Here is a 21,731-nt window from a genome sequence, read left to right on the forward strand (position 1 = left end):
TCAATCGGACGAAACGGGCTGCGCGGCGGCGGAAGACGGCGCGGCTGCGGCGGGGTCGGTAGACGCGTCGGCGTTGCGGCCCGGCGCGGGATGTTTGCCGTAGAACGGCGCTTTCCTGAAGGCGAGGCGCACGGCCTGCCAATGAATTCGTGCGACGACACCCACACTTAGCAGCGGCTGACGGATCAACGCGGCGAAAGCGCTCGCACGGGTGAGCGGCGTCAGGTGTCCGGACAATGCGGTGCGAATCAGCAGGCCGTCGGCGTCGTGGTAATCGATCGAGACGGATGCCCGATCGACGCCCTCCTTCACGCGAAACGTATAGCCCCCTTCCACTCGACAGAACGGCGATACGTGCAGCACTTTCCGGCAGGCGAGCGGGGTGTCCGCGGTGATCGGCGCGTTGTTGCCCGCACTGAGCAGATAGCTGTGGCGCTCACCGAAGGTGTTGCGCACTTCGGCGAGCAACGCGCGGAGCGCTCCACTGCGGTCGTGGCAGAACCAGAAGCTGATCGGGTTGAACGCGTAACCGAACACACGCGGAAACGCTTGCAGCCAGATCTTGCCGTCCGCTTCGTCGATGCCCGCTCCGGCGAGTTGTCCGCGCATCCACGTGGCGAGATCGCTGCCGTCGCGCGGACCGTGATCGCGTCGATACAGACTTAGCGGACGCCAACGGTCGATGCCGAACCAGCCGCCATTGAGCGAAGCCACGCGGTCCAGGTCGCAGCGCACGTAGAACACGGGATACGTGAAGCGATGATGCTTCGGCCGTAGACGTTCATGCATGACCTGGCCTGTCAGCAGCCAGGCTGCGGGCGCGGCATCGGCGGCTACCTTTGCGCGAGTCGGATTCATAGCTTTGCCCATCCGGGCGCCGCATCGAAATCGGCGGCCACGCGCAGTGCCGATTTCAGACCGTCCTCGTGAAAACCGTAACCCGTCCAGGCGCCTGCGAACCATGTGCGGCGCTTGCCTTGCAGCGATGGCAAACGGTGCTGCGCATCGATCGCGGCCAGATCGAACAACGGATGGTCATAGTGAAAGCGGCGCAGCTCGGTGCCCATTGCGGGCGGCGCCACCGGATTGAGCGTGACGACGAGCGGCGTGCTGAATGGCAGCGGCTGCAACTGATTGACCAGATAGCTGACGCACACCGGCCGCGTACCGTCGAGACCACGCCGCCCCAGGTAATTCCACGCTGACCAGACCCGCTGACGACGCGGCAGCAGCGACGTATCGGTATGCAGCACCGCAACGTTCGGCTGATAACGCACCGCGCCGAGCACACTGCGCTCGTCGGGGTCGGCGTCTTCGAGCAGACGCAGCGTGGTCGGCGCGTGCGTAGCGAGTACCAGCGCATCGAAGCGTTCGGTGCCGTCGTCGGTGTAGACGTCGACGCCCTCGTCATCTCTGCGCACACCGCGCACCGGCGTGCCGATCCGGACATCGTCGAGCTTGCCGGTGATGCGTTTCACATATTCACGCCCGCCACCGACCACGGTCCGCCATTGCGGCCGCCGGTTGACCTGCAGCAGTGCGTGGTTCAGGCAGAAGCGCAGGAAAGTGGTGGCCGGGAACGCGAGGATATCGGCGGTCGCGCTGGACCAGATGGCGGCCGCCATCGGCAGCAGATAGTGGCGCTGGAACGCGCCGCCATAACCGCCGGCCGTCAGCAGTTCGCCCATCGACGCGCGCGTTTCTGTCGCCAGTTCGAGGTTCTGTTCGGCGCTGCTGTTGAATCGCATGATGTCGCGCAGCATGCCGATGAAGGTCGGCGAAAACAGATTGCTACGTTGCGCGAACACGGTATTCAGACTCGTGCCGGCCCATTCGAGACGACCTTCGTCGAGCGACACCGAGAAGGTCATGTCGCTCGGATGCGACTGCACGCCGAGTTCGCCGAACAGCGCGATCAGGTTCGGATAGGTGCGGTCGTTGAATACGAGGAAGCCGGTGTCGACCGGATGCGTGTGGCCATCGAGCGTGACGTCGACGGTGTTGGTATGCCCGCCCGCGTAATCCGCCGCTTCGAACAACGTCACCCGATGCTGACGCGCCAGCAGATAGGCGCTAGCCAGCCCCGCGATGCCTGCGCCGATGACCGCGACCCGCGAGCCACGCGGAACCTGAAGCGGCGATGCGGAATGATGAGGCATGGGCGCGTCTCCCGTTTTGGGACGCGCGGTTGGTTAGTGAGAGGTGTATAGCGAGGCTTGCGCGTCCTTGATGGGATTTACGCAGCGGAGGCGGAAATGGATGCAGGCGTGGCGGTTCTGGCGGATAGCAGGAAGGGCACGACACGTAACAACGATGCTCGACAACGCGTCGTCGGCACACCGCGCCGTAAAGCAAAAACCCCGCAGAACTTTCGCTCTGCGGGGTTTTTAAATTTGGCGGAAAGGGTGGGATTCGAACCCACGGTACGGGAAAACCGTACGCCTGATTTCGAGTCAGGTACATTCGACCACTCTGCCACCTTTCCGGGTATTCCAACTTGCTGCTTTGTCGGATCCAAGCGGGCCGTTGCTTGGGAGAAAAAGATTATAGAACAATTCGATCTTGTTTTCCAAGCCCCTCGCCGAAAAAACTTTTGAAATTTTTCGAGGAGACGGCAAGCCCGCCCTGGCACATTCACACAACCCGGGGCCACCGGGCCTGCATCAGTCAGTACCTGTGCGAGCGCAACCGTTTCAGGCGGCCGGCACTTCCAGCTTCTCCACACCGCCGAGATACGGCCGCAATGCCGCCGGCACCGTCACCGAACCATCGGCGTTCTGGAAGTTCTCCAGCACGGCAACGAGCGTACGGCCGACAGCCAGACCCGACCCGTTCAGCGTATGCAGCAGTTCCGGCTTGCCCTGTGCATTGCGATAACGCGCCTGCATCCGGCGAGCCTGGAACGACTCGGTGTTCGAGCAGCTCGAAATCTCGCGATACGTGTTCTGCGCCGGCACCCACACTTCGAGGTCATAGGTCTTCGCTGCCGAGAAACCCATGTCGCCCGTGCACAGTGTGATCACGCGATACGGCAGTTCCAGCTTCTGCAGAATCGTCTCAGCATGGCCGACCATCTCTTCCAACGCGGCGTACGACGCTTCCGGCGCGACGATCTGCACCATCTCGACCTTGTCGAATTGATGCTGGCGGATCAGACCACGCGTGTCGCGGCCATACGAACCGGCTTCCGAACGGAAGCACGGCGAATGCGCGGTCAGTTTGATCGGCAGCGCGTCTGCTTCGACGATGCTGTCGCGCACCGTGTTCGTCAGCGAGATTTCCGACGTGGAAATCAGATACTGCGTGACCGTGTTCTCTTCACCGCCCTTCTCGACACGGAACATGTCGTCGGCGAATTTTGGCAACTGGCCGGTGCCGTACAGAATTTCCGGATTCACGATGTACGGCGTGTACACCTCGGTATAGCCATGATGCAGCGTATGCGTGTCGATCATGAACTGCGCAAGCGCGCGATGCAGCCGCGCAATCTGACCGCGCAACATCGTAAAACGCGCACCCGACAGCTTCGCGCCGGTTTCGAAATCGAGGCCGAGCGGCGCGCCGACATCGACGTGATCCTTCACTTCGAAATCGAACTGACGCGGCGTGCCCCAGCGGCGCACTTCGACATTGCCCGATTCGTCCTTGCCGACCGGCGCGCTTTCGTGCGCGAGGTTCGGCACGCCGAGCAGCAGGTCCGACAGACGCTTCTGAATCTCGTCGAGCTTCGCCGCCGACGCTTTCATCTCGTCGCCGATACCGCCGACTTCGGCCATCACCGCCGACGTGTCTTCGCCCCGCCCTTTCATCGCGCCGATCTGCTTCGACAGGCTGTTGCGGCGTGCCTGCATCTCTTCGGTACGGGTCTGGGTATCGCGGCGTTCCGCTTCGAGCGCGGTGAAGGCCGCGACGTCGAGCGTATAGCCGCGGTCGGCGAGGCGTCTGGCGACGCCGTCGAGGTCTTTGCGCAGCAACTGGATGTCGAGCATGGGATGGGACGGGTATTCGTTGTATGAAGGGGGGATTTTAGCGCACCGGCGCAGACGGCCGGTGCGTTAGATCGTGGACCTGTGCGGATTGCCGACACGTGGTTCGAAACGGCATGGCGTCAGGCATAACGTCAGGCATAACGTCAGGCATGACTTCAGGCATGACTTCAGGCGGCGCTAACAGCCGCTCAGGAGCCTCAGCCCTTCTTCGGCTTGTTCGCGCTGCGCCATTGCGCATCCAGCTCGGCGAGACGCGCCATCTTGTCGCCGATCTTGCCTTCCAGACCGCGCGGCGTCGGCTCGTACCAATGCGGATCGCGCATGTTCTCCGGCAGATAAGTTTCGCCAGCCGCGTACGCGTCGGGCTCGTCGTGCGCATAGCGGTATTCGTGACCGTAGCCGAGTTCTTTCATCAGCCTGGTCGGCGCGTTTCGCAGATGCACCGGCACGCCGCGCGACTGGTCTTTGCTGACGAAGCGCCGTGCCTCGTTATACGCGTTGTACCCGGCGTTCGATTTCGGCGCGACCGCCAGGTAAATGATGGCCTGCGCCAGCGCCAGTTCGCCCTCGGGCGTGCCGAGACGCTCATAGGTTTCAGCGGCGTCGAGTGCGATGCGCGCGGCGCGCGGGTCGGCGAGACCGATGTCCTCCCACGCCATCCGCACGATACGGCGCGCGAGATAACGCGGGTCCGCGCCGCCATCGAGCATCCGGCAGAACCAGTACAGCGCACCGTCCGGGTTGCTACCGCGCACCGATTTATGCAGCGCGCTGATCTGGTCGTAAAATGCGTCGCCGCCTTTGTCGAAGCGGCGCAGGTTTTCCGCGAGCGCGCTGCCGAGCAAGGTGCCGTCGATCTCGGTGGTCTTCTGTTGCGCAGCCGCGCGTGCGACGATTTCGAGGTTGTTCAGCAGCTTGCGGCCATCGCCGTCGGCGGAGCCGATCAGCGCGTCGCGCGCTTCGTCGGTGAACGTGAGACCGCCGAGTTCCTGCTGCGCACGGTCGAGCAGTTCGCGTTGCTCGTCGTCGGTCAGGCTTTTCAGCACGTAGACGGCCGCCCGCGACAGCAACGCGCTGTTCACCTCGAACGACGGATTCTCGGTCGTCGCGCCGACAAACACGAACAAGCCCGACTCGACGTGCGGCAAGAACGCGTCCTGCTGGCTCTTGTTGAAGCGATGCACTTCGTCGACGAATACCAGCGTCTGGTGGCCGTTGGCGCGATGAATCTGCGCGGTCTCGACGGCTTCGCGAATATCCTTCACGCCCGACAGCACCGCCGACAACGCGATGAACTCGGCGTGAAACGCGTCGGCCATGAGCCGCGCAAGCGTGGTTTTGCCGACGCCGGGCGGGCCCCAGAGGATCATCGAGTGCGCTTCGCCGGATTCGAATGCGACCCGCAGCGGCTTGTTCGGACCGAGCAGATGCTTCTGGCCGATCACGTCGTCGATATTGCGGGGCCGCAGGCGTTCGGCGAGCGGAACATTGGCACGGGTTTCTTCAAACATGACGTTTTAGGGATAATCTCGGCTTTCCGGACGCGGTCCGTACGATGGCGGCATGCTGCCGGATGAGCTCAAAGCCGGCGCAGCGACGCGCGGGCAAGGTCCTGCATTATGACAGTGACGGCCTCTCGACGAAGGCCGCATGGCGTGTCGGGACGAGCCACGCAGATTCAAACCGCCAGACCTGATCGGGATTCCGTTCAAACGCCAAGCGGATTTCCGCGGCAGCACAAGCCAATTGAAAGGCAATACGACCGCCGGCGACGCGGTACGCGGCATCGCGCGCGCGGGCCGACGCTGGCGCTGGCGCCGACGCTGGCGGCCGCACCGCATAGAACATTCAACCTAGCAAGCAACAGCAACACAAACAGCAACAGGGACACAACCAGATGGCACAAGATCCTCTCGCCGGCGACGCCGGCTCCACCTACGCACCGCTCACGCCGGTGCCCGACGCGCGACGCGCGTTCCGTACCGGCGACGCCTTCGCGCTGTGGTTTTCGCTTGGCATAGGACTGCTGGTCGCGCAGGCGGGCGCGCTGCTCGTGCCGGGGTTGTCGCTGCCGCATGCGCTGCTGGCAATCGTGATCGGCAGCGTGATCGGCGTCATGCTGCTGGCGCTGGTCGGCGTGATCGGCACGGACACCGGGCTCGCGGCGATGTCGTCACTGCGCCCGACACTCGGCGTGCGCGGCGCGTCGATCCCCTCCGTGCTGAACGCGGTGCAACTGGTCGGCTGGGGTTCGTTCGAAGTGATCGTGATGCGCGATTCCGCCGACGCCCTCGCCAAACAATCGTTCGGCCTGTCGATGCCGCTGATCTGGACCGTGGTCTTCGGCCTGCTCGCGACCTTGCTGGCGATCAGCGGCCCGCTCTCGTTCGTGCGGCGCTTTTTGCGCACGTGGGGCATCTGGCTGCTGCTCGCCGGCGCCGCATGGCTCACGTGGAATCTGCTCGCCAAACACGATCTGGCGGAACTGATGCGCCGTCCGGGTACGGGCGACATGTCGTTCGGCGGTGCGATCGATCTGGTCGTAGCCATGCCGCTGTCGTGGCTGCCGTTGATCGCCGACTACACCCGCTTCGGCCGACGCCCCGGCGAGACCTTCCGTGGCACGCTGCTCGGCTACGGCATCGCGAACATCTGGTTTTACGCACTCGGCGCCGTTTATGGTCTCGCTGCAGGCGGCGGCGATGCGCTGCTGACCGGCGCGCTCGCTCAGGCAGGCGGCGGTCTTGCGCTGCTGCTGATCCTGATCGACGAAATCGACAACGCGTTCGCCGACATTCACTCGGCGGCTGTGTCGACCGGCACCTTCTGGACGCGCGGCAGCGTGCCGATGTTGTCGGCGGCATTCGGCGCGCTGTGCACGCTGATCGCGCTGGTGATCCCGATGGCGAAGTATCAGAACTTCCTGCTGCTGATCGGCTCGGTATTCGCACCGCTGTTCGGCGTGGTGCTGATGGATCACTTCATCGTGCGCAAGCGCCGTATCGAAGCTGCCGCGCTCGCCGATGTGCGCGGCCGTTATGGCTTCTCGGGCGGCTGGCATCTGAGCGCGTTCATTGCGTGGGCGATCGGTATTGCCGCGTATCAGGTGATCAACCAGTGGCTGCCGAACCTCGGCGCGACGCTGCCGTCGCTCGTGATTGGCGCGCTGTGTTATCTCGCGTTCGTGTCCGCGCGAAAGACCGCGTACGCTTGAGTGTCCGCGTCGTAGTCTGATGGACGCTGGAAAGAAAAGGCCTGCAAATGCAGGCCTTTTCTCGTTTCGCGCTGATAGCTCGAGCCCCACGTGTGCGGCTTTGGTCGGGCATGAACGAGCCGCCAGCAACACGCGTCAAGGACAATTGGCAGGCGTAAAAAAACCGCGCCCGAAAACGCGGTTTTTCCGGTCAGACAAAGCCGCTGGCAGAGCGCTTATCCGTTGATCACATCCGCGCCCTTCGGCACCGTGAACTTGAACGCATCGGCCGGCAGCGGCGGGTTCTTCTGAATGTTCGAGAACGTCAGCAACGTGACATTGCCGAACACGTCATGCAATTCCATCGCTTCGAGATTGCCGTCCTTGAAGCCAATGCCGACCGTCTGGAACTGCGTGTCTTTCGCCTTCGGCGTCAGTTCGAGCCAGTCGATGCCGGCCTTCACCCCCGCGTCACGCAGCGTGAAGTTCTTGTCCAGATCGTTGCTGCCGAACAGGATCGCAGCCGGGCTCGCACCGAGCGCGCCGCCGAGGCTGCGCACCGTCACCTGGTTCAGGTCCTTGTCGTACACGTAGAGCTTGTCGCCGTCCGCCTGCAACAACTGCGCATACGGCTTCTCGTATTGCCAGATGAACTTGCCGGGACGCGCGAACGTGAAGGTGCCGCTCGACGTACCCGTCTTGTTGATACCCGACGTGGACAACGCGCCGCTCGCGCCCTGTGCCTTGCTCGGTGCACGGACTTCCTGCTGCACGAAGGTGCCGCGCGCCGAATGGACCTGTGCGACAAACGCTTTCAGTTGTTCGGTGCCGCTTGCAAATGCCTGCGATGCGACCAGTACCGACGCACCGATCGCCACGCTGCCGACGCTGCGCACCAAGGTCCGAAGAAGCTGGCCGACGCGGATGGATTGAACACGCTCTCGAGCGTGCTGCTGCGCGAAAATCTGCATGTAGTTTTCTCCCTTGAATTGAATTCGTTAAACGGTCGCGCTGGACGCTCAAGAGGGCGATCGCCTTTTAATGGCGTTTGAATGGCCCTCTGGTGGTCGTCTGGCGATTCGTCGCCGACTTGCGGCGGCCCTGTTGGCCGGCGCAATCGACGCTGGGTGTTCGCGACAGTTTAGGCCGCAGCCCTTAAGTGGGCCTTATCAGCCTCGCTGCGTTGCGCTCGCCGTGCGATGGGCCGCGACGGCCTGTTAAAAGCCCAACGCACGGTGCTCCGCTGCGCCGTCCGCCTGGAGCGAACACACCGCTCGCCTATTCCGCTTCGCGCGCGGGCGCAAGAATCTCGCGATTTCCGTTCGACGACATCGCCGACACCACGCCCGAGTTTTCCATCTGCTCGAGCAAGCGTGCCGCCCGGTTATAACCGATGCGCAAATGCCGCTGCACCAGCGAAATCGACGCGCGACGGTTCTTCAGCACCACGTCGACCGCCTGGTCGTACAACGGGTCCGACTCGGCATCGGCGCCGGCGGTTCCCCCGGCTGCGCCTTCGTCGCCCTCGCCCGTCACGCCGCCTTCGAGAATGCCCTCGATGTAGTTCGGCTCGCCCTGCTCCTTGAGCTTGTCGACGACACGATGCACTTCTTCGTCCGACACGAACGCGCCATGCACCCGCACCGGCATGCCGCTGCCCGGCGGCAGATACAACATGTCACCCATGCCGAGCAGCGATTCCGCGCCCTGCTGGTCGAGAATCGTGCGCGAGTCGATCTTCGACGATACCTGGAAGGCCATCCGCGTCGGCACGTTGGCCTTGATCAGACCGGTGATCACATCGACCGACGGACGCTGCGTGGCGAGAATCAGATGCAGACCCGCCGCGCGAGCCTTCTGCGCAATACGCGCGATCAGTTCTTCAACCTTCTTGCCGACCACCATCATCAGGTCGGCAAGTTCGTCGATCACGATGACGATGTTCGGCAGACGCGACAGCGGCTCCGGATCGTCCGGCGTGAGGCTGAACGGATTCGGCAGCTTCTCGTCGCGCTTGGCCGCTTCGTCGATCTTGTTGTTGTAGCCCGCGAGGTTACGCACGCCGAGCTTGCTCATCAGCTTGTAGCGGCGCTCCATTTCGGCGACAGCCCAGTTCAGCGCGTGACCCGCCTGGCGCATATCGGTCACGACCGGACACAGCAGATGCGGAATGCCTTCGTAGACGCTCATTTCGAGCATCTTCGGATCGATCAGGATCATGCGGACCTGGTCGGCGCTGGCCTTGTAGAGCAGCGACAGGATCATCGCGTTGATCCCCACCGACTTGCCCGAACCGGTCGTGCCCGCCACCAGCAGGTGAGGCATCTTCGCGAGGTCGGCGCAGACTGGTTTGCCGCCGATATCTTTGCCCAGCCCCATGGTGAGCGGCGACGCGGCATCTGCGTACACGGCCGAACCGAGAATCTCCGACAGGCTCACGGTCTGGCGACGCAGGTTCGGCAGCTCCAGCGCCATGAAATTCTTGCCCGGAATCGTTTCGACCACGCGGATCGACACCAGCGACAGCGAGCGCGCAAGGTCTTTCGCCAGACCGACGATCTGGCTGCCCTTCACGCCGGTGGCCGGCTCGATCTCGTAACGCGTGACGACCGGCCCCGGATACGCGGCAACCACGCTCACGTCGACGCCGAAGTCCTTGAGCTTTTTCTCGATCAGACGCGACGTGAATTCAAGCGTGTCGGCGGAAATGGTTTCCTGCGCGGCGGGCGCCGGGTCGAGCAACGAGATGGCGGGCAACGTGGAGTCGCCCGGCAGATCGGTGAAGAGTGGCACCTGCCGTTCTTTCTCGACGCGCTCCGATTTGACCGGCGTGACGACCGGCGGAACGATCACCACCGGCTCGTGTTCCTCGATCCGCACGCGGCCCTTCTCGACCTTGCCCTCACGCTTGACCGCCGCCGCTTCGCCGAGCTTGCGGTCACGGCCTGCTTCACGCCGCAGCTTGGCGAACGTCACCGCAGAGATGATCGACTCGCCGACCTTCTCCGACACCGACAACCACGAAAAACGGAAATACAGCGACAGGCCAATGGCGAGCGCGATCAGCAGCGCGAGCGTGCCGCCGGTAAAGCCCAGTGCATGCGACACGCCGCGCGCGACGGCCTCGCCGACCACGCCGCCCTTGACGCCCGGCAACTGCACCTTGAGCGACCACATGCGCAGCGCCTCGATGCCGCTGCACGACAGCAGCACGAGCGCGAATGAGAACGCGTCGGCCAGCCAGCCGACGCCGCGCGGCGCGTCGTCCTCGCCGTCTTCGTGACGGGTGATGCGCCGGTAGTTGGCAGAAATATGACGGCCGAGCAGCACGACCCACCAGTAGGTGGACAGCCCGAACAGCAGCAGCATGATGTCCGAGGTCCGTGCGCCGACGCGGCCCGCCCAGTTGGCGATATGGTCGGTCTGCGCGGAATTGGTCCAGCTGGGATCGTTTCTGCTGTAGCTGACGAGCGCCATTAGCAGGAAAACGCCGAGCGCGACCTGCAGGAGCCAGCGGATCTCGGTGAGAAGGCGCGACATGCGGTGCGGCAATGCCTGCGCGCTCGCGGAATAGGGAGCTTTTGCCATTGATCCTGTTGCGTGTGGTGCCGATTCCCGGCGTTTCTGCTAACCATCTGCCAGCCGATCGCCGACCGAAAACACGGTCAGGGCCTCGCCCAGCGTGGCTTTGGGCCCGTTTCAGGCTGCCGGGAACTTCGATCCGGCCTATTGTAAACGCAGTGTCCCGCGCAAGGCTGTAAATGACGGTAACTTGGCCGATTGGCCACAGAAAAGCATCGCGAGTGCGTCGCGAACCTATCGCCGCGATCGGAAAGCTTCATGGAGCAGCCCGGCTCCCCGCCCTTTATAATGCCGGTCTGATACCCATCTACAGTTTCAGCTCAAGTCGCACGGCATCGCATGGGCGAGCCGGGCGCCGTATAAGGATTCGATCATGCCAGCAACTTCCACGAAACACGCCAAGGTTCTGATTCTCGGTTCGGGCCCCGCCGGCTACACGGCAGCGGTCTACGCGGCGCGCGCCAATCTGTCGCCGGTACTGATTACCGGTATGGCCCAGGGCGGCCAGCTGATGACCACGACCGACGTCGAAAACTGGCCGGCCGACGCCAACGGCGTGCAAGGCCCGGAACTGATGACGCGCTTCCTGGAGCACGCCGAGCGCTTCAACACCGAAATCATCTTCGACCATATTCATACGGCCAAGCTGAATGAAAAGCCGATCCGCCTGATCGGCGATTCGGGCGAATACACCTGCGACTCGCTGATCATCTCGACCGGCGCATCGGCGCAATACCTCGGCCTGCCGTCCGAAGAAGCGTTCATGGGCAAGGGCGTGTCGGCTTGCGCCACCTGCGACGGCTTCTTCTACAAACAGCAACATGTGGCCGTGATCGGCGGCGGCAATACCGCGGTTGAAGAAGCCCTCTACCTGTCGGGCATCGCGAAGAAAGTCACGGTGATCCATCGCCGCGACAAGTTCCGCGCCGAGCCGATCCTGATCGACCGTCTGCTGGCGAAGGAAAAGGAAGGCGTGGTCGAGATCAAGTGGAACCACACCCTCGACGAAGTGACCGGCGACCAGTCCGGCGTGACGGGTCTGCGTATCAAGCACACGCAAACCGGCGAAACCACCGACATCGCGCTGCAAGGTCTGTTCGTCGCGATCGGCCACAAGCCGAACACGGACATCTTCGCAGGCCAGTTGGAGATGAAGAACGGCTACATCATCACCAAGGGCGGCCTGAACGGCTTCGCGACCGCGACCAGCGTAGCGGGTGTGTTTGCAGCGGGCGACGTGCAGGATCACGTGTACCGTCAGGCCATCACCAGCGCGGGCACGGGCTGTATGGCCGCGCTCGACGCGCAACGCTATCTGGAAACCATCGACGAGATGGCCGGCGAGCACGCAATGAGCCAGGAAGCCGAGCGTTAATCGCCGGCGTTGATGCGTGGCGCGAGTCTTCACCGGCAAGCGCGACGGTAAAATGGTGGTTGGGTCTAGCCCAGCCGTCTGCTTGAAGAAGGCCGCGGCTGAAAAGCCAGCGGCCTTTTTTGCAAGTGGTTGCGTAGGGTTGCGAGTGAGTTCCGCAGTCGTTCTGGGCTGGTTTGCGTCGCGCAAGCGTGACGCAGCTCCGTTGCCGCCATCACGCAATGCGCCACGCCCCGGCCCTCAAGTGCCCCGCGACCGATCTACTTTTCTGCGTGTATTGCCGATATGCCGAAGAATCAACCCCATCCCAGCGAACCGAAACGCGCGCGCGCCGTCGCCCGGCCCGCGCCGGAAACGGCCGCGCCAGCCGTCAAACCGAAGATCGAACCGGCCGCAGGTCTGGCGGGCTTAGGCGCGCTGCGCGATGCGTTGAAGGTCGACACCCAGCGGCGCGAACGCCAGCGTGCGGCAGCCGTGGCGGCACAGCGCGAGGCATCGGCGGACGCCGATCTGTTCCGCCGCGAAATCGGCGCCGTCGCACCGCTGGCCGTCCCGCCGCGCGCAACGTTACCGCGCAATCCTCCGCCGCCCTTGCCCGTGCAAACCCGGCTCGACGAAGAAGCGGTTCTGCACGAAGCCATCTCCGACGAATACGACCCCGAAGTCCTGCTCGACACCGACGAAACCTTGTCCTACTGCCGTCCCGGCGTGAGTCAGGAAGTGGTGCGAAAACTGCGGCGCGGCGACTGGATCGTGCAGGCGCAAATCGATCTGCACGGCATGCGGCGTGAGGAAGCGCGCGAGGCGCTGGCGGAATTCATCCGCGAATCGGTGAAACGGGGTCTGCGGTGTTTGCGCGTGATCCACGGCAAGGGCTTGGGATCGATCGGCAAGGAGCCGGTGCTGAAGGGCAAAGTGCGCGCGTGGCTGGTGCAGAAATCCGAAGTCATCGCGTTCTGTCAGGCGCGCCCGCATGACGGCGGCGCGGGCGCGGTCGTCGTGCTGTTGCAGCCGGGTGCTGCGCCGGCTCATGCGCGGCCTTGATCGGGTAGACGGGCGGTGTCGGCGGCATGACGTACGACAGTCCGCCTGACTGTCGATTCGCAGCCGGTTGATTCGTCGTGACATAAACGGCCAGCATGGCCGCCACCCTGCCGCAGCGCACCCTCACAACCGTCAACGGTGATCGCGATGACCCTGAAGCTCTATGCCCACCCGTTCTCGTCGTATTGCCAGAAAGTCCTGACCGCGCTCTACGAAAACGACACGCCGTTCGAGCTGCGTCTACTCGCACACGACGATCCGCAAGTGATGGCCGAATTCGCCGAACTGTGGCCGATCAGGCGCTTTCCGGTGCTGGTGGACGGCAGCAGAACCGTGGTCGAGGCGAGCATCATCATTGAATATCTCGGGCTCTATCACGCGGGGGCGACACCGCTTCTTCCCACTGACGCCCGTGCCGCGCTGGAAGTGCGCAGCATGGACCGCTTCTTCGACAACTACGTGTCCACCCCGCAGCAGAAAATCGTCTACGACAGCATGCGCGCTGAAACCGAGCGCGATCCGCACGCGGTCGCCGACGCGCGCGCGATGCTCGACACCGCCTACGCATGGCTCGACAAGGTGATGGCCACGCGCGAATGGGCGGCCGGCGACACCTTCAGCCTCGCCGATTGCGGAGCCGGGCCGTTCCTGTTTTACGCCGACTGGACGCATGCCATCGGCGCGCAATTCGAGCATGTGCGCGCCTATCGCAAGCGCTTGCTGGCGAGGCCATCGTTTGCGCGCGCGGTCGACGAAGCGCGGCCATATCGCCCGCTGTTTCCACTCGGCGCGCCTGAGCGCGATTAGGCCCGACTGAGTGCCCTCGCCACGCAACCCAAAAACGCGACCCTGATTGCGACAACAATTTTTCCACCCTATACACTTCACCTCGACAGGCACTTCCGCCCATCACCCTTAAGGCAAACCATGGACCGTTTCGAAGCGATGGAGATATTTACCCGTGTGGTCGAAGCGAACAGCTTCACCAAGGTATCCGAATCGCTCGACCTGCCGCGCGCCAAAGTCAGCCGCACGATCCAGGCGCTGGAGGAGCACGTCGGCGTACGTCTGCTGAATCGTTCGACACGTCAGGTGAGCGTCACCGAAGACGGCGCCGCGTTCTACGAGCGTTGCGTGAGCATCCTCGCGGAAGTCGCCGACGCCGAGTCGTCGCTGTCGAACAAGCGCGAGAATCCGGCCGGCACGATCCGCGTCGATACATCCGGCACGCTTGCCCGCGCGTTGCTGCTGCCCGCGCTCGACGACTTCTACCGGCAATACCCGGAGATCGACGTGCGGCTCGGTCTCGCCGATCGCAACATCGACCTGATTCAGGATGGGGTGGACTGCGTGATCCGGATGGGCACGCCGGAAGAATCGAGCCTCGTCGCACGACGCATTGGCCACGCGCGCATCGTCACGTGCGCATCGCCCGCGTATCTGGAGAAACACGGCACACCCACCACGCTCGACGAACTCGCCGAGCATCGCGCCGTCAACTATGTGTCCGCGCGCAGCGGCAAGACCTTTCCGTTCGAATACGAGGTGAACGGCGACATCGCGAAAGTGACGCTGAATAGCGTGCTCGCGGTGAATGACGGCTCGGTCTACATCGGCGCGGCCGCGCTCGGCCACGGCATCATCCAGCCGTCGCGCTTCATGGTCGCCGAGTTGATCAACGAAGGTGCGCTGAAGGAAATTCTCACGAACTACACGAGCCCCGGCACGCCGCTGTCGATCCTCTACGCGCATCGTCGCAATCTGAGTTCGCGGCTGCGCGCGTTTATCGATTGGGTGAGTGAGTTGGCGCGTAACAATCCGGATCTACGCATCGCGGACGCTTGAGTTCGCTGTAAGCCAGAAGCGGGAGCAGAAGTAGAAGCAAAAGCAAAAAGCAAAAGCCCCATGCGTCGTGAAACGCATGGGGCTTTTTTCACTCCGGCATTCGCATGACACCGAATGCCGGCAATCCGTCACTCAGGCAATCCGCTCTTCGTTCGCCGGATCGAACAACACCGCCTTCGACGTATCGAACAGCAGCGTCGTGTTCGTCAACGGCTGCGGGTTCGACGCCGGGTGCACGCGGCTCACCACACGCTTGCCGTTGACCTGTGCGAACACCAGCGTGTCCGGGCCGGTCGGCTCGATCACGTCGACCTTCACTTCGACCGGTTGCAGCTTCGAATCGTCGCCATGTGCGCCGCGTGCGTCGGTAATACGCTCCGGACGCAGGCCGAGAATCACTTCACGGCCAACATGCGACTTCACCTTCGACGACTCGAACGGCAGGTTCAGCACCTTGCGCGTCACGCCCGTGTCCAGTTCGATGCCGACACCCGAGCCTTGCTCGACGAGCTTGCCCTGGATGAAGTTCATCGGCGGCGCGCCGATGAAGCCAGCCACGAACAGGTTCGACGGCGAGTCGTAGATTTCCTGCGGCGGCCCGAATTGCTGGACGACGCCGTCTTTCATCACCGCGATACGGTCGCCGAGCGTCATCGCTTCGATCTGATCGTGCGTCACGTAGACGATCGTCGTGCCCAAGCGTTGATGCAGCAGCTTGATTTCCGAACGCATCTCGATACGCAGCTTGGCGTCGAGGTTCGACAACGGTTCGTCGAACAGGAACATCACCGGATCGCGTGCCAATGCACGGCCCATTGCCACGCGCTGGCGCTGGCCGCCGGACAGCTGGCCCGGCTTGCGATCCAGCAGGTGAGTGATCTGCAACGTGTTCGACACGCGGTCGACGATCTGCGTCTGCTCCTGCTTCGGCACCTTGCGGATGTTCAGGCCGAACGAGATGTTCTCGCGCACCGTCATCGACGGGTACAGCGCGTACGACTGGAACACCATCGCGATATCGCGATCTTTCGGCGACAGGTTGTTCACCGTCTTGCCATCGATCTGGATCTCGCCCTTGGTCACGGTTTCGAGGCCGGCAATCATGTTGAGCAGCGTCGACTTACCGCAGCCCGAGCCGCCGACCAGAATCAGGAACTGGCCGTCTTCGATGTCGATATTGACACCCTTCAGAACCGGCACCCCGTTCGGGTAAGTCTTGTACACGTCACGGATGGAAAGGCTTGCCATGCTGTGAATCCTCTTGTCTCTGGTACTGCCTGAAAACGTCTTTTAACGGATCGCGGCGGTGCTATTCAGTGAAGCGCCGCCGCGCTCGGATAGTCTGGCGAGGCGCTTAGCCCTTCACCGCGCCCGCTGTCAGGCCGCGCACGAAATAGCGTCCGGCAACGATATAGACCAGCAGGGTCGGCAATGCGGCGATGATCGCGCCGGCCATGTCCACGTTGTATTCCTTCACGCCGGTCGAGGTGTTCACGAGGTTGTTCAGCGCCACCGTGATCGGCATCGAATCGACACCGGAGAACACAATCCCGAACAGGAAGTCATTCCAGATCTGCGTGAATTGCCAGATCAGGCACACCATGAAAATCGGCAGCGACACCGGCAGCAGGATCTTCGTGAAAATCGTGAAGAAACCCGCGCCGTCGATGCGCGCCGCTTTCACGAGTTCAGCCGGAATGCTGACGTAGAAGTTGCGGAAGAACATCGTGGTGAACGCAATACCGTAGATCACGTGCACCAGCACGAGACCGCTCGTCGTATTCGACAGGCCGAGCATGCCTTCGAAGCGCGCCATCGGCAGCAGGATCGCCTGGAACGGGATGAAGCAGCCGACCAGCAACATCGTGAAGATCGGATCGGCACCGCGGAAACGCCAGTGCGTGAGCACATAACCGTTGAACGCGCCGACGATCGACGAGATCAGCACGGCGGGAATCACCATCCGCACCGAGTTCATGAAGAACGGCTGCATACCGTCGCAACGCACACCCGTACAGGCGCCGCTCCATGCCTTGATCCATGGATCGAAGGACCAATGGGTAGGCGGCGTAAGCAGGTTGCCGGTGCGCAGCTGGTCGATGTCCTTGAACGACGTGGACAGCATCACGTACAGCGGGAACAGGAAATACAGGGCGAACAGGAACAGGGCCGCATAAATGACGGCACGGCTGATCGTCATCTTAGGCTGCATTGCGGGTGCTCCTCGATTCCAGATACATCAGCGGCACGAGCACGGCCACAACGGTAGCGAGCATCATCATCGACGATGCCGCGCCGACGCCCAGCTGCCCGCGATTGAACGAAAACGTGTACATGAAAATAGCCGGCAGCGACGTCGACGTGCCCGGACCGCCCGCGGTCAACGCGACGACCAGGTCGAACGTCTTGATGGTGATGTGGCAAAGAATCAGCAGCACGGAGAAGAACACCGGCCGCATGCTCGGAATCACGATCTTGCGGTAGATGGTCGGCAGGTTCGCGCCGTCCATCTGCGCGGCCTTGAAGATTTCACCGTCGACACCACGCAAGCCCGCGAGGAACAGCGCCATCACGAAGCCGGTGGATTGCCACACGGCCGCGATCACGACGCAGAAAATCGCCTTGTCGGGGTCGCCGAGCCAGCTGAACGAGAAGCTCGTCCAGCCCCAGTCGTGAAACACTTTCTCGAGGCCGACGCTCGGCGTCATGATCCATTGCCATGCCGTACCCGTCACGATGAACGACAGCGCCATCGGGTACAGGAACACCGCGCGCAGCGCGCCTTCATTGCGGATCTGCTGATCGAGCAGAATGGCAAGGAACAGGCCCAGGCCGATACAGATACCGATGAACGGAATGCCGAACCAGCCAAGATTCGCTGCCGACGTCCAGAACACGTCGTTGGCGAACAGTTCCCGGTAGCGGTCGAGACCGGCGAATTCATAGCGAGGCATCAGCCGCGAATTGGACAGCGACAGATAACCGGTAATTGCGATAAAGCCATACACGAAGATCAGACTGATCACGACGCTGGGTGCGAGCACCAGCTTCGGAATCCAGCGATCGGCAAGGGCCGCCATGGGCGACGTGCGGCGGGTGGCCGAGGCCGTTTTCCCGTTTCCGCTGATAGAAGCAGTCACTACTCGACTCCTGCTGAAACTGTACCGTCGGACTACTCGCGCGTGAATGGCGCGAGCCCTCTGCGGCATAGGTGTGACTCTATGAAACCAGGGGTGAAGCCACTGCTGCACAGCCAACACAGCAGATGCAGCAGCGGCTTGAAGAACGCGCCCGGCGCGTCCCTTTCAGGAGGCCTTCGGGCGCGCCACTTCGCTTACTTCACTTACTTGGTCTTCGCTGCCTTCGCGAGAGCGGCAACTGCCGTCTTCGAATCTTCCTGCGAGTTCATGAACTTCGTGACCACGTCGGAGATTGCGCCTGCTGCTGCATCCGGTTGAGCCATGCCGTGTGCCAGCGAAGGCACGTAGCCGCCCGACTTGATTGCAACCTGTTCATCCGCGTACGACTTCTTCGCGCAGTCGTCGAACTTGGCCATCGACACGCCCAGACGAACCGGGATCGAACCCTTGTTCAGGCTGAACTGTTCCTGGAAGTCCGGCGTCATGATCGTCTTGGCGAGAGCCAATTGACCCGGCGTAGCTTCCTTCGCGCCCTTCTGCTGGAAGAACACGAACGAGTCGACGTTGAACGTGTAGGACTTTTCCGTGCCCGGCACAGCAGCGCAGACGTAGTCCGTGCCCGACTTCTTGCCGGCGTTGGCGAATTCGCCCTTCGCCCAGTCGCCCATGAACTGCATACCAGCCTTGCCGTTGATGACCATGGCGGTAGCCAGGTTCCAGTCACGGCCCGTGCGGCCTGCGTCGAAGTAGCCCTGGATCTTGCGGACCGTATCGAACACCTGGACCATCTGATCCGACGTCAGCGTCTTTTCGTCGAGGTCGACGATCGCCTTCTTGTAGAAGCCCGCGCCTTGCGACAGCACGACGTCTTCCCACAGCGTCAGGTCTTGCCACGGCTGACCGCCCATGGCGATCGGCTGGATGCCGGCGGCCTTCATCTTGTCGGCTACAGCGAAGAACTCAGGCCACGTGGTCGGAACCTTGCCGCCTGCCTTGTCCAGTGCTGCCTTGTTGATGTACAGCCAGTTCACGCGGTGCACCGAGAACGGTGCTGCAACGTAGTGACCGTCGGCGTGCATGATCTTGTCGATTTCCGGCGGCAGGTTCTTCTTCCAGTCGCCAGCAGCCGCGTCGATCGGCACCAGTACGCCTTGCGAAGCCCAGTCCTGGATCAGCGGACCCTTGATCTGTGCCGCGCTCGGTGCGTTGCCCGAGATGACCTGCGTCTTGAGTGCCGTCATGGCAGCCGCGCCCGCGCCGCCTGCAACCGCGAAGTCCTTCCACGTGTAACCTTGCTTCGTCATGTCGTCCTTGAGGACGCCGACGGCTTTCGATTCGCCGCCCGAAGTCCACCAGTGCAACACTTCGATCGACTCAGCGGCTTGCACAGCCGAGACGCCACACATCAGACCTGCGGCGCACAAAGCGCCCATGATCGCGCGAAATTTCATTGCTTATCTCCTCCAGACACCTGAACAAAAAACAAATGGCCCCTGATGTCGCCAGGGTGCTGTGGTTGGTTCAAACAGGCAAAACACTGGGCGATCGAGCACGGTCGGGCGCATGCGCGAGGGCATGTGCCGGCGGACCGATGTCCGGCCGCTAGAAGCTCAAGAGATGAGTGGTTCGGGATGCAACTGTTTGTCTCCTCTTTTGATTTTTGCCTGCCCGCGTTGGGCGCGGCAGACTCGAGGTGCCTTGCACGTCAAATCGGGCAACCACCCTTGCCGGCCGGTCAACGCCCTGGCTTTCCGTAAGGGCCGCCTAGGGCATGCTGGCACGTGCCGACACATAATGTCCGTTAACATGCAGGGACGCTCGCCGATTCGGGAAAACGCGCATCTTGCATAACATCGCACGCTTTTTTCATCGAATTAGCGCTACCTCTTGATTTGGATTGTAGTTAAACTACAATTCAGTGTCAAAAAATATTTTATCGGACTACGGTCGCCTTTTCGGACAATGCGCGAACCATACGCGCTCAGCGCGGCGACCCCAGGACATCGACGGAGACTCATGCAAACCGATTCAAGCTTCACCTTCGTTCTCTTCGGCGGAACCGGCGATCTGTCGATGCGCAAGATCCTGCCGGCACTGTTTGAAGCACACCGTGCGGGCGGCATGCTCGCCGACAGCGGCAAGATCGTCGCGGTGGCACGTCACGCGGCGAATCGCGACGAATACCTGCAATGGGTGAACGAACACGTCAAACCGCATGTGTCGAAGAAGGGTGTAGATGAAGCGGCATGGGCGAGCTTCCTCACGCGTATCGAGTTCGTGAAGATCGATCTCGGCAATCCGGAAGACTTCACTCATCTGCGCGACGCGATCCAGGACTTGCCTGGCATTCGGGTGTTCTATCTGGCCACGGGGCCGTCGCTGTTCGTGCCGATCTGTCACGCGCTGGCGTCGGTCGGCCTCAATGAAAATGCGCGCATCGTGCTGGAAAAGCCGCTCGGCTATGACCTGAAGTCGTCGAATGCGATCAACGACGCAGTCGGCAAGATCTTCGCCGAAGAACAGATCTACCGGATCGACCACTACCTCGGTAAAGAGCCGGTGCAGAACCTGCTCGCGCTGCGCTTCGGCAATGCGCTGTTCGAACCGTTGTGGCGTCGCGAGTGGGTCGAGAGCATCCAGATCACGATTGCGGAAGAACTCGGCGTCGAAGCACGCGGGGACTTCTACGACAACACCGGCGCGTTGCGCGACATGGTGCAAAACCATTTGCTGCAACTGCTTTCCATCGTCGCGATGGAGCCGCCGCACTCAATGGATTCCGACTCGGTCCGCGACGAAAAGCTGCGCGTGCTGCGCGCGCTGAAGCCGATCGATCCGAATGAAATCGGCAAGGTCGCGGTGCGCGGTCAGTATCATGCGGGCGGCATTCGCGGTACGCCCGTGCCGGCATATGCGACCGAACCCGGCGTGAAGCCCGACAGCACGACCGAGACCTTCGTCGCATTGAAAGTCGAAATCGAAAACTGGCGCTGGGCCGGCGTGCCGTTTTTCCTGCGCACCGGCAAGCGCCTGGCGGATCGCGTCGCCGAAATCGTCGTGAATTTTCGTGCGGTGCCGCATTCGGCACTGGGCGCTTCAGCATTGCGCGCCGGTGCGAACCGTCTCGTGATCCGGCTGCAGCCGAATGAAACGATTCGCCTCTACTGTCTCGCCAAGCAGCCCGGCGAAGGCATGAACCTCGCGAGCGTCCACCTCGATCTCGCGTTCGACCAGTTCTTCCGCGAAGGGCAGATGGAGGCGTATCAGCGTCTGTTGCTCGACGTGATCAACGGACGCCTCGCGCTGTTCGTGCGCCGCGACGAGCAGGAAGCCGCATGGCGCTGGGTCGAGCCGATCCTGAACGACTGGAAGGCGTCGAACAAGCCACCCAAGCCCTACGCATCGGGCACCTGGGGACCGGCCGCCGCCAGCGCGATGCTCGCGCAGCATGGCACCTGCTGGCTCGAAGAAGAGAATTGATTCACGGCGCCGCAACGAGCCCGATCACCCGATTGAACCCGCTGCGACGCCAGTCAGACCCACCGACGAACTGAACGGAATCGCGC

The 21,731-nt window shown here is 62.6% G+C and carries 16 protein-coding genes and 1 tRNA gene; 6 read left to right on the top strand and 11 right to left on the bottom strand.

Going from position 1 to position 21,731, the window contains the following annotated elements:
• From LMG28727_RS07170 to LMG28727_RS07190, 5 genes are all read right to left on the bottom strand, one after another.
• Window positions 1–858 (bottom strand): DUF1365 domain-containing protein, encoded by an 858-nt coding sequence (locus LMG28727_RS07170; RefSeq protein WP_236591647.1) that lies wholly within the window; start codon window positions 856–858, stop codon window positions 1–3.
• On the bottom strand, window positions 855–2,159 hold the full coding sequence (locus LMG28727_RS07175; RefSeq protein ID WP_201641615.1) for an NAD(P)/FAD-dependent oxidoreductase: 1,305 nt from the start codon (window positions 2,157–2,159) through the stop codon (window positions 855–857). Before LMG28727_RS07175 ends, LMG28727_RS07170 begins: the two co-directional genes overlap by 4 nt.
• 235 nt (window positions 2,160–2,394) lie before the next feature.
• Window positions 2,395–2,485 (bottom strand) — tRNA-Ser (locus LMG28727_RS07180).
• Between the two features lie 208 nt (window positions 2,486–2,693).
• Entirely contained in the window at window positions 2,694–3,989 is a 1,296-nt protein-coding gene (gene serS / locus LMG28727_RS07185) for a serine--tRNA ligase (protein ID WP_201641616.1), read from the bottom strand.
• 197 nt (window positions 3,990–4,186) lie between these two features.
• Entirely contained in the window at window positions 4,187–5,500 is a 1,314-nt protein-coding gene (locus LMG28727_RS07190; protein ID WP_201641617.1) for a replication-associated recombination protein A, read from the bottom strand.
• A 386-nt stretch (window positions 5,501–5,886) separates the two neighbouring features.
• On the opposite strand from LMG28727_RS07190, the gene cytX reads away from it, so the two are divergent.
• On the top strand, window positions 5,887–7,203 hold the full coding sequence (gene cytX, locus LMG28727_RS07195; RefSeq protein WP_201641618.1) for a putative hydroxymethylpyrimidine transporter CytX: 1,317 nt from the start codon (window positions 5,887–5,889) through the stop codon (window positions 7,201–7,203).
• 215 nt (window positions 7,204–7,418) lie between these two features.
• On the opposite strand, the gene lolA is transcribed toward cytX, so the two are convergent.
• On the bottom strand, window positions 7,419–8,153 hold the full coding sequence (gene lolA / locus LMG28727_RS07200) for an outer membrane lipoprotein chaperone LolA (protein ID WP_201641619.1): 735 nt from the start codon (window positions 8,151–8,153) through the stop codon (window positions 7,419–7,421).
• 307 nt (window positions 8,154–8,460) lie between these two features.
• Window positions 8,461–10,770 (bottom strand): DNA translocase FtsK, encoded by a 2,310-nt coding sequence (locus LMG28727_RS07205; protein WP_201641620.1) that lies wholly within the window; start codon window positions 10,768–10,770, stop codon window positions 8,461–8,463.
• 367 nt (window positions 10,771–11,137) lie between these two features.
• Between LMG28727_RS07205 and trxB the strand changes: the two genes are divergently transcribed.
• The 4 genes from trxB to LMG28727_RS07225 all read left to right on the top strand — a co-directional run bounded on the left by trxB (window position 11,138) and on the right by LMG28727_RS07225 (window position 15,025).
• Window positions 11,138–12,139, top strand: a complete 1,002-nt coding sequence (gene trxB / locus LMG28727_RS07210; protein ID WP_201641621.1) for a thioredoxin-disulfide reductase — start codon at window positions 11,138–11,140, stop codon at window positions 12,137–12,139.
• Between the two features lie 282 nt (window positions 12,140–12,421).
• A complete protein-coding gene (locus tag LMG28727_RS07215) occupies window positions 12,422–13,180 on the top strand; it encodes a Smr/MutS family protein (RefSeq protein ID WP_201641622.1) in 759 nt (252 codons plus the stop codon).
• Window positions 13,181–13,327: 147 nt separating this feature from the next.
• Entirely contained in the window at window positions 13,328–13,987 is a 660-nt protein-coding gene (locus tag LMG28727_RS07220) for a glutathione S-transferase family protein (RefSeq protein WP_201641623.1), read from the top strand.
• A 120-nt stretch (window positions 13,988–14,107) separates the two neighbouring features.
• A complete protein-coding gene (locus LMG28727_RS07225; protein WP_201641624.1) occupies window positions 14,108–15,025 on the top strand; it encodes a LysR family transcriptional regulator in 918 nt (305 codons plus the stop codon).
• Between the two features lie 132 nt (window positions 15,026–15,157).
• Here LMG28727_RS07225 and LMG28727_RS07230 read toward each other — a convergent pair whose 3' ends face one another.
• The 4 genes from LMG28727_RS07230 to LMG28727_RS07245 all read right to left on the bottom strand — a co-directional run bounded on the left by LMG28727_RS07230 (window position 15,158) and on the right by LMG28727_RS07245 (window position 19,616).
• Window positions 15,158–16,273 (bottom strand): ABC transporter ATP-binding protein, encoded by a 1,116-nt coding sequence (locus LMG28727_RS07230; protein WP_201641625.1) that lies wholly within the window; start codon window positions 16,271–16,273, stop codon window positions 15,158–15,160.
• 106 nt (window positions 16,274–16,379) lie between these two features.
• Entirely contained in the window at window positions 16,380–17,237 is an 858-nt protein-coding gene (locus tag LMG28727_RS07235) for a carbohydrate ABC transporter permease (protein ID WP_201641626.1), read from the bottom strand.
• The gene (locus LMG28727_RS07240) at window positions 17,227–18,165 is read right to left on the bottom strand and encodes a carbohydrate ABC transporter permease (RefSeq protein WP_201641627.1); all 939 of its coding nucleotides are present in this window, start codon (window positions 18,163–18,165) and stop codon (window positions 17,227–17,229) included. Before LMG28727_RS07240 ends, LMG28727_RS07235 begins: the two co-directional genes overlap by 11 nt.
• A gap of 203 nt (window positions 18,166–18,368) precedes the next feature.
• The gene (locus LMG28727_RS07245) at window positions 18,369–19,616 is read right to left on the bottom strand and encodes an ABC transporter substrate-binding protein (RefSeq protein WP_201641628.1); all 1,248 of its coding nucleotides are present in this window, start codon (window positions 19,614–19,616) and stop codon (window positions 18,369–18,371) included.
• A 565-nt stretch (window positions 19,617–20,181) separates the two neighbouring features.
• Here LMG28727_RS07245 and zwf point away from each other — a divergent pair.
• Window positions 20,182–21,645: a glucose-6-phosphate dehydrogenase gene (gene zwf, locus LMG28727_RS07250; protein ID WP_201641629.1), complete on the top strand. Its 1,464-nt coding sequence runs from the start codon at window positions 20,182–20,184 to the stop codon at window positions 21,643–21,645.
• Window positions 21,646–21,731: the final 86 nt, after the last annotated feature.

Origin of the sequence: Paraburkholderia metrosideri (assembly GCF_904848625.1) — a bacterium.
Classification (GTDB): domain Bacteria; phylum Pseudomonadota; class Gammaproteobacteria; order Burkholderiales; family Burkholderiaceae; genus Paraburkholderia; species Paraburkholderia metrosideri.

What these genes read in the sequence shown, in the direction of transcription:
- LMG28727_RS07190 (WP_201641617.1), bottom strand. Translation starts at nt 5,500, where the DNA reads ATGTTTGAAGAAACCCGTGCCAATGTTCCGCTCGCCGAACGCCTGCGG.
- LMG28727_RS07170 (WP_236591647.1), bottom strand. Translation starts at nt 858, where the DNA reads ATGAATCCGACTCGCGCAAAGGTAGCCGCCGATGCCGCGCCCGCAGCC.
- cytX (WP_201641618.1), top strand. Translation starts at nt 5,887, where the DNA reads ATGGCACAAGATCCTCTCGCCGGCGACGCCGGCTCCACCTACGCACCG.
- lolA (WP_201641619.1), bottom strand. Translation starts at nt 8,153, where the DNA reads ATGCAGATTTTCGCGCAGCAGCACGCTCGAGAGCGTGTTCAATCCATC.
- LMG28727_RS07225 (WP_201641624.1), top strand. Translation starts at nt 14,108, where the DNA reads ATGGACCGTTTCGAAGCGATGGAGATATTTACCCGTGTGGTCGAAGCG.
- serS (WP_201641616.1), bottom strand. Translation starts at nt 3,989, where the DNA reads ATGCTCGACATCCAGTTGCTGCGCAAAGACCTCGACGGCGTCGCCAGA.
- LMG28727_RS07220 (WP_201641623.1), top strand. Translation starts at nt 13,328, where the DNA reads ATGACCCTGAAGCTCTATGCCCACCCGTTCTCGTCGTATTGCCAGAAA.
- LMG28727_RS07215 (WP_201641622.1), top strand. Translation starts at nt 12,422, where the DNA reads ATGCCGAAGAATCAACCCCATCCCAGCGAACCGAAACGCGCGCGCGCC.
- LMG28727_RS07175 (WP_201641615.1), bottom strand. Translation starts at nt 2,159, where the DNA reads ATGCCTCATCATTCCGCATCGCCGCTTCAGGTTCCGCGTGGCTCGCGG.
- LMG28727_RS07235 (WP_201641626.1), bottom strand. Translation starts at nt 17,237, where the DNA reads ATGCAGCCTAAGATGACGATCAGCCGTGCCGTCATTTATGCGGCCCTG.
- LMG28727_RS07205 (WP_201641620.1), bottom strand. Translation starts at nt 10,770, where the DNA reads ATGGCAAAAGCTCCCTATTCCGCGAGCGCGCAGGCATTGCCGCACCGC.
- LMG28727_RS07245 (WP_201641628.1), bottom strand. Translation starts at nt 19,616, where the DNA reads ATGAAATTTCGCGCGATCATGGGCGCTTTGTGCGCCGCAGGTCTGATG.
- zwf (WP_201641629.1), top strand. Translation starts at nt 20,182, where the DNA reads ATGCAAACCGATTCAAGCTTCACCTTCGTTCTCTTCGGCGGAACCGGC.
- LMG28727_RS07230 (WP_201641625.1), bottom strand. Translation starts at nt 16,273, where the DNA reads ATGGCAAGCCTTTCCATCCGTGACGTGTACAAGACTTACCCGAACGGG.
- trxB (WP_201641621.1), top strand. Translation starts at nt 11,138, where the DNA reads ATGCCAGCAACTTCCACGAAACACGCCAAGGTTCTGATTCTCGGTTCG.